The 6,513-nt window shown below is 40.8% G+C and carries 5 protein-coding genes, 1 pseudogene and 1 CRISPR repeat array; of the genes and pseudogenes, 2 read left to right on the forward strand and 4 right to left on the reverse strand.

From position 1 onward, the window contains the following. Positions 1-590: 590 nt before the first annotated feature. Positions 591-1,575: direct repeats of the CRISPR family, unit length 36 nt; unit sequence CCTTACCTATTAGGTCAAATAGGATTAGTTGGAAAC. Positions 1,576-2,154: 579 nt separating this feature from the next. Beyond that, positions 2,155-2,427 (forward strand): annotated as a pseudogene (locus IQ224_RS20335) (Txe/YoeB family addiction module toxin). Between the two features lie 52 nt (positions 2,428-2,479). On the opposite strand, the gene hpsU reads toward IQ224_RS20335, so the two are convergent. From hpsU to IQ224_RS20350, 3 genes are all read right to left on the reverse strand, one after another. Next, positions 2,480-3,070 (reverse strand): hormogonium polysaccharide biosynthesis acetyltransferase HpsU, encoded by a 591-nt coding sequence (hpsU, locus tag IQ224_RS20340; RefSeq protein WP_002745835.1) that lies wholly within the window; start codon positions 3,068-3,070, stop codon positions 2,480-2,482. 5 nt (positions 3,071-3,075) lie between these two features. Further along, positions 3,076-4,026, reverse strand: coding sequence for a glycosyltransferase family 2 protein (locus IQ224_RS20345; protein WP_002745837.1), 951 nt, complete (start codon positions 4,024-4,026; stop codon positions 3,076-3,078). Positions 4,027-4,174: 148 nt separating this feature from the next. Then, entirely contained in the window at positions 4,175-4,840 is a 666-nt protein-coding gene (locus tag IQ224_RS20350; RefSeq protein ID WP_002745839.1) for an urease accessory protein UreF, read from the reverse strand. 129 nt (positions 4,841-4,969) lie between these two features. Between IQ224_RS20350 and IQ224_RS20355 the strand changes: the two genes are divergently transcribed. Next, a complete protein-coding gene (locus IQ224_RS20355; protein ID WP_002745841.1) occupies positions 4,970-5,581 on the forward strand; it encodes a hypothetical protein in 612 nt (203 codons plus the stop codon). A 1-nt stretch (position 5,582) separates the two neighbouring features. On the opposite strand, the gene IQ224_RS20360 is transcribed toward IQ224_RS20355, so the two are convergent. Next, a complete protein-coding gene (locus IQ224_RS20360; RefSeq protein ID WP_002745844.1) occupies positions 5,583-6,086 on the reverse strand; it encodes a molybdenum cofactor biosynthesis protein B in 504 nt (167 codons plus the stop codon). Positions 6,087-6,513 lie beyond the last annotated feature (427 nt).

Here is a 6,513-nt window from a genome sequence, read left to right on the forward strand (position 1 = left end):
ATGATATCAGCCAGACTTGGAAACTATCTCATCAAATTAGTCCCCCCATAGAACCTCCTTGAGCCATCTTGCACACTTTTCTCTTTTTGTCAAATTTTATGTTAAGAAAGATGTGACTAATGGATAGATCAAGGGGGGCAGGGGGGATCGAACCTAAAATCCATTTTTAATTTAATTATAACCAGCTACTTAATTACAGATAATTACTTAAGCAAAATTAATTACACATCGAGAGGCGGAAACTGTACGCTAAAGTAGTAGAAAGGGTCAATCCTCAAGAGGATGATGTGCGCTTCTATGGGATTTCCGAAGAAGCTGTCTCTAGATTATTGGTGATGGGAGGTTCTCCTCCTCAACCACCCCCAAATCTCTACATCATCTAGCTTGTCCCCTAACTCTTGACTGAAAATCGATGCACCCCCTCCCCGACCTAAAACCCCGATTCTCTGGTTAGATGTGTCGATTGCTCTCCCAGTCAGGGTTCTACCCTTTGGTATCGGGACTTTTATCCCCCCCAGGACCACCTTTTTGGAGATGCGTCGATTTGGGGGTCTGTCTTCCCCTCTCGATGAGACTTTCCAAGGGGTACTCCTTACCTATTAGGTCAAATAGGATTAGTTGGAAACTTATTAGGGATTGAAACGAGTGACAACCAAAAATTCCTCCTTACCTATTAGGTCAAATAGGATTAGTTGGAAACCTAATCCAGAAAGAATGATTGCTGAGTACCAAAAGCCCTTACCTATTAGGTCAAATAGGATTAGTTGGAAACGCTCGCTCTTACGAGTCTTGAACTTTATGGCTTCGCCTTACCTATTAGGTCAAATAGGATTAGTTGGAAACATGCCAGTATTTTATCGGCTAATTCTTGAATTAAATCTACCTTACCTATTAGGTCAAATAGGATTAGTTGGAAACGAGTTTTGCTCTGTTTATCGATTTTACGCTGTAAGGCCTTACCTATTAGGTCAAATAGGATTAGTTGGAAACGAAAACATACCAGTTAAACCGTCCTAGCTGAGGCAATTTTACCTTACCTATTAGGTCAAATAGGATTAGTTGGAAACGGCTTTTAGCCAATTGCCAAAGTGTCCATGCCCTAGCCTTACCTATTAGGTCAAATAGGATTAGTTGGAAACTTTGTTTCGTACCACTTTAACTCGAACTCTTGTGCTGACCTTACCTATTAGGTCAAATAGGATTAGTTGGAAACTCTTGATTCTCTGATAGATTTATCAGTATTACAAAACCTTACCTATTAGGTCAAATAGGATTAGTTGGAAACTGCCAAGCCTCAAACAAGAAATCCACAGACTGCTCACCGACCTTACCTATTAGGTCAAATAGGATTAGTTGGAAACTGACGCTGCTCCATGGCTGCGTGTTCACGGCTGGCCTTACCTATTAGGTCAAATAGGATTAGTTGGAAACCAAAAGGCCATAAAAACAATGCCACATTAGTAGTGACCTTACCTATTAGGTCAAATAGGATTAGTTGGAAACTTAAAAATCCCAGACGCCCCCCATTGAATATCACGGCCTTACCTATTAGGTCAAATAGGATTAGTTGGAAACTAGAAAAAGGGTTTCTTTTAGAAACCCTTTTTCTGCCTTTCAATTTTGTCGAAATATCTATAAGTAGGTGGGTGGAATTAAATATAAAATGAACGTAGGTTGGGTTGAAGCATGAAACCCAACGCCCGATTATGTTACGCTACCGCTAACCCATCCTACAAATAATTGTGCCTACCTACTTAGGACATTCTGGGCGCACGCGATGCGCCCCTACCATTGGCACAATAATAATAATATTATTGTAGGGGCGAATTGCATTCGCCCAAATAATTGTGCCTACCTACTTAGGACATTCTGGGCGCACGCGATGCGCCCCTACCATTGGCACAATAATAATATTATTATTGTAGGGGCGAATTGCATTCGCCCTCTTTAATTAGAAACCCTTTTTCTAATAAATTGTGTCAAATATATCTTGACAAAAATCGATAAAAATGCTATAAATTGTCGCGTTAAGCCTTCTAGGAATTAGTGCGATCACTCAGGTTCGTTTGCTGAAGCCTTTCGGTTTTGCCAACCAGATTGAAGAAGTGATCGCAGAATATCAAGCAGGTAAAATACAAGAACATGATTTAATTGATGCGTAAGTTAGCTTGGGGTAGTAAAGCATGGAAAGATTATCTTTATTGGCAATCTCAGGATAAGAAAACCCTGAAAAGAATTAATCTGCTCATCCAAGATACTCTAGCCAATCCTTTTGAAGGAATCGGTAAACCTGAACCCTTGAGAGAGAATTTGTCAGGTTTTTGATCTCGTACGGATGAAACTAATCGCCTTGTTTATGTTGTCGATGATGATTATCTAACAGTTATTTCCTGTCGTTATCATTACCAAAATTATTGCGATCGCTGATTTTGTCGGGTGCGTGTTTGCGGCAATAATCTCTGATCAAATGCCTCTTAGCTTAACTACTATAAGAATTCATCTTTCTATCGTATTGAGGACGACAGGGACTGCCCCAAGCGACCTTTTGAGCGGGAATATCGGCAAATACGCTGCTTCTTGCCCCAATAACAACATTAGAGCCAATTTTTACCCCCGGAGCCAAAAAACAATCGGCCGCGATCCATGTACCATTACCGATGAGGATGGGAGTGGTTTTTAAGCCAAAAGAGCGATCGCCGGGATCGTGACTGCCAGTGCAAAGATAGCATTTTTGAGAAATCACACAATGACTGCCGATGGTAACGTTATCTAAACTATAAATCACCACATCATCGCCGATCCAAGTATAATCACCGATCGCCACCTTCCAAGGATAAGAAACCCTTGCCGTCGGGCGAATTTTCACCCCAAGGCCGATTTTAGCCCCAAATAGCCGCAAAATAGCGCAGCGAAAGCTATCCATCTGGTGCAAACTGAGGGGAAAAAGAATTCCCTGTACTAACCACCAAAGTAGGATAATCGTATTAGAACGACCGCGATCGAACCAAGATTGATCGTAGGTACGCAGATCTAGCCACGCTTCCTCATCGGTGCGGATTTCTGGGGACATAGGACTTATTTAATCATTTCTACCGGTTGAGGTTCCGAGGGTTTAATCGGGGGATTAACATGGGTATTAACGTTTAATTTACCGCCAAATCTCCGTAATTCGTACAATTTAACCCCAATTTGGTATTCATACTGACTCAAAAGACGACCGTAGATATAACCAGCTTTGCCATCCAAGAAACCGAGACGGATAAAATAAAAGAGAATAAAGCGCAGCAGCGGTTTAAAGGGCAGTTTTACCCAAATTTTCTTTAAAAAACGTTTTCTCTGCACCGCATCACCGAACAGGTGCGCTCCGATCGTGCCACTTTCGTCATTACCCGTGAGAATATTGTAATAAACCCGGGCCTCCCAGTTGGAATAACGATTATGTCTTTCTAACCAATGATAGATATCGCGGAAATCGATGTGCAGCATATCATTTTTTAGATAGCCCACCTTGCCATTAAGGATAACGTGTTCATGAACTTCGTTATCTCCCGTGTTGGGTATATCTTCCGTGTTTAAATTCTCATATCTACCCGACTTATGTTTAAATAAACGCAGATTCCAGTCGGGATACTTGCCACCATAACGGATCCATTGTCCGAGGAAGAAAACGCGACGATTGAGATAATAACCGTTATAGTTGGAATCTTGGATCACGGTGGCGATTTCGTCCCATAGTTCGGGGGTGATTCTCTCATCACAATCGACGATTAATACCCATTCGTTGCGAAAAGGCAGGTTATCAAGGGACCAGTTTTTCTTTTTCGGCCAACGACCATTAAAATAAAATTGGACTACATTAGCCCCATAGTTGGTAGATATTTCGATCGAGCGATCGATACTTTGGGAATCGACGACAAACACTTCATCAGCCCTAGCAACACTCTCTAAACAAGCGGGAAGGTTAGATTCCTCGTCTTTGGCGGGAATTAACACCGAAACGGGAATTTTTTCTGATTGACTAAACATTGGTACACTGTGGCTAGGTAAAGTGTTCGCATCTTTCCTTAAAACCCTCCGTCACTCAGAAAGCGAGAACTAGGACTTAAGATTTTTTTCAATCATACTATACCTTATTTGGTTTTTAAGTCATTCTCCTGCTTTTCTCCCTAAATTGCTAACTGCGAAATAGACGACTATACTGGGTTTCGTGGTTCATACTGGCAAAACTTAGCCCCCAACTCCAACTGGTCAGGTTTTCATCGGCTAAACTGATAATATCTGCTGTTGCTGTTAATAAACTGGGCTGTAAACCGATCAGAAGCGCTTGTCCTAGGGTTTGTCCAAGGGGAATTAAACGCAGTCCTGCATTGATTAAATTACTTGCCCAACTGTGTAAATAGCCTAAAACCGCTAATTCTTCCCCAATTTGCCAATGACTTGCCCCGATCGCAAAGGCGGTGGCATAATTAGCCTGTTCCGGTAGATTATCTCTGTCTGGTGCTAACTCCCGCAATAAGTTTAACAGCGATCGCCCCATTTGCCAGCTTTGTTGTCTTAATTCGGCCGTTTCCCGCGTTGCCGATAACCAATTGTCCCAATAATTAAGTTTTGTAAAATCTTCTTGACAAAAACAACGATATACCCTTAGCAAAACAGCCGCTTCTAAGCGAATCGAGCCTTGACAAAGCGATCGCTCTAACCAATCATTTAAGCTGGCACTATTAGAGATAATCCCCTTTTCGACGAGGGTTTCTAGCCCTTCGGAATAACTATAGGCCCCCACGGGTAAAATGGGACTAGCCAATTGTAATAAACACAAAAGTTCTTTTTGATCGAGCATAGAAAACCGAGAAAATTGTCCTTAACACAATTGGGGAAACCCTTGGCACTTCGGTATGTAGATCGGTAGAAAGCGGCACTCTGTGAATTATACCGTGATTAATAGCCACAATTATAAACTACTATACTTATGTCCTCACGAGAACAGCATTTTCTGAAAATAAATCTTGTCGTTCTTCTCTTGATTTTAGCTTTGATTGCTGGGGTTGATCGGGCAGAATTACCCTCTAGTCTTTTATTTTATCCTCCCGCTACTCCCCCAACTCCGATCGCTGGTTTATTAACCCATTCTTTTCAGTTTCTTTGTTGTTTACCTCCGATTGTTTGCCTTTTTAGTTATGCTTTATTGTCCCGCAAGACAAGTTTCAATAATTCTGACATTTTTTTACTTTTTTCTGGTATAATAACGGGACTTTTTGCCATCAATGAAATCTTCAGAATTCATATCATTCTCCTCTATTTTAATATTCCCAAATTCTTGACTATCTCTGTTTATGCCCTCGCAATTCTGATTTATGGTTTAGTATTTTGGCGGCGAATAGGACAAACTTATTACCAAATTTTAATCATTGCTTTAGCACTTTTAACTTTTGCGATTACTATCGATCTTCTCCAGATTAACAATCAAGGTTTTGCTAGTCTAAGTGAAGGAATTCCTAAACTGTTAAGCGCAGTGAATCTGGCCAGCTATTTTTGGGATGTATCTTTTCAAGAAATTTCAGACAAGATAAAATCCCAATAAATTACCCATTTATCTGTTTAAACAGATGTAAAATTTCAGGAAGAATCAGTTTTTCTAGGGCTAATTTAACGGCATTAGTGGAACCAGGGAGAGAAAAGACTAATAAGTTTTGATAAACCCCAGCTATTGCCCTCGATGCCATGGCACGGGAGCCGATTTCCTGATAGCTAAGATAACGAAATAATTCGCCAAAACCGGGCAAAGTAATCCTTAATAAAGGTACTAAAGCATCATAGGTAGTGTCTCTAGGAGCAATACCCGTCCCCCCATTAAGAATTAAGACTTTTATCTGATTTTGATTGCTAATCTCTGGTAAAATTGCTTGAATTTGTAAGGGTTCATCGGGGATAATTAAGTATAGGCCGATATCATGACCCGATCGAGTTAGTAACTCTTGAATTATTTGGCCACTTCTATCCGTCTCTGGGGTACGAGTATCACTCACCGTGACTACGGCACAGGTAAGGTGAAGGGGGGTGGTGTCGGGATGGGGAATAAAGGTCATAATTAGCGATCAGATGAGAGTTCGAGAAAAACAAGCATTAAGAACAAATGTATGTACTAGCTGGTAAGTGCAGTCACCCTGAAATAAAAAACTTAACTTTGGCAAGTATTGCCGATTTTTGCTGGTTTTTGCAACCTTTTCGCTGGTAATGACGACAAAGTAAAGGGAGCTTCTAGAGAACAGATTATCCCAAAATAACAAAATCGAGATTATCATCTAAGTTGGTATAGATTAAGTAGCTGGTTATAGTTAAATTAAAAATAGATTTTAGGTTCGATCCCCCCTGCCCCCCTTGATAAGGCTATCCATTAGTCACATCTTTCTTAACATAAAATTTGACAAAAAGAGAAAAGTGTGCAAGATGGCTCAAGGAGGTTCTATGGGGGGACTAATTTGATGAGATAGTTTCCAAGTCTGGCTGATATCA

It is taken from the genome of Microcystis sp. LEGE 00066 (assembly GCF_015207925.1).
GTDB lineage: Bacteria > Cyanobacteriota > Cyanobacteriia > Cyanobacteriales > Microcystaceae > Microcystis > Microcystis ichthyoblabe_A.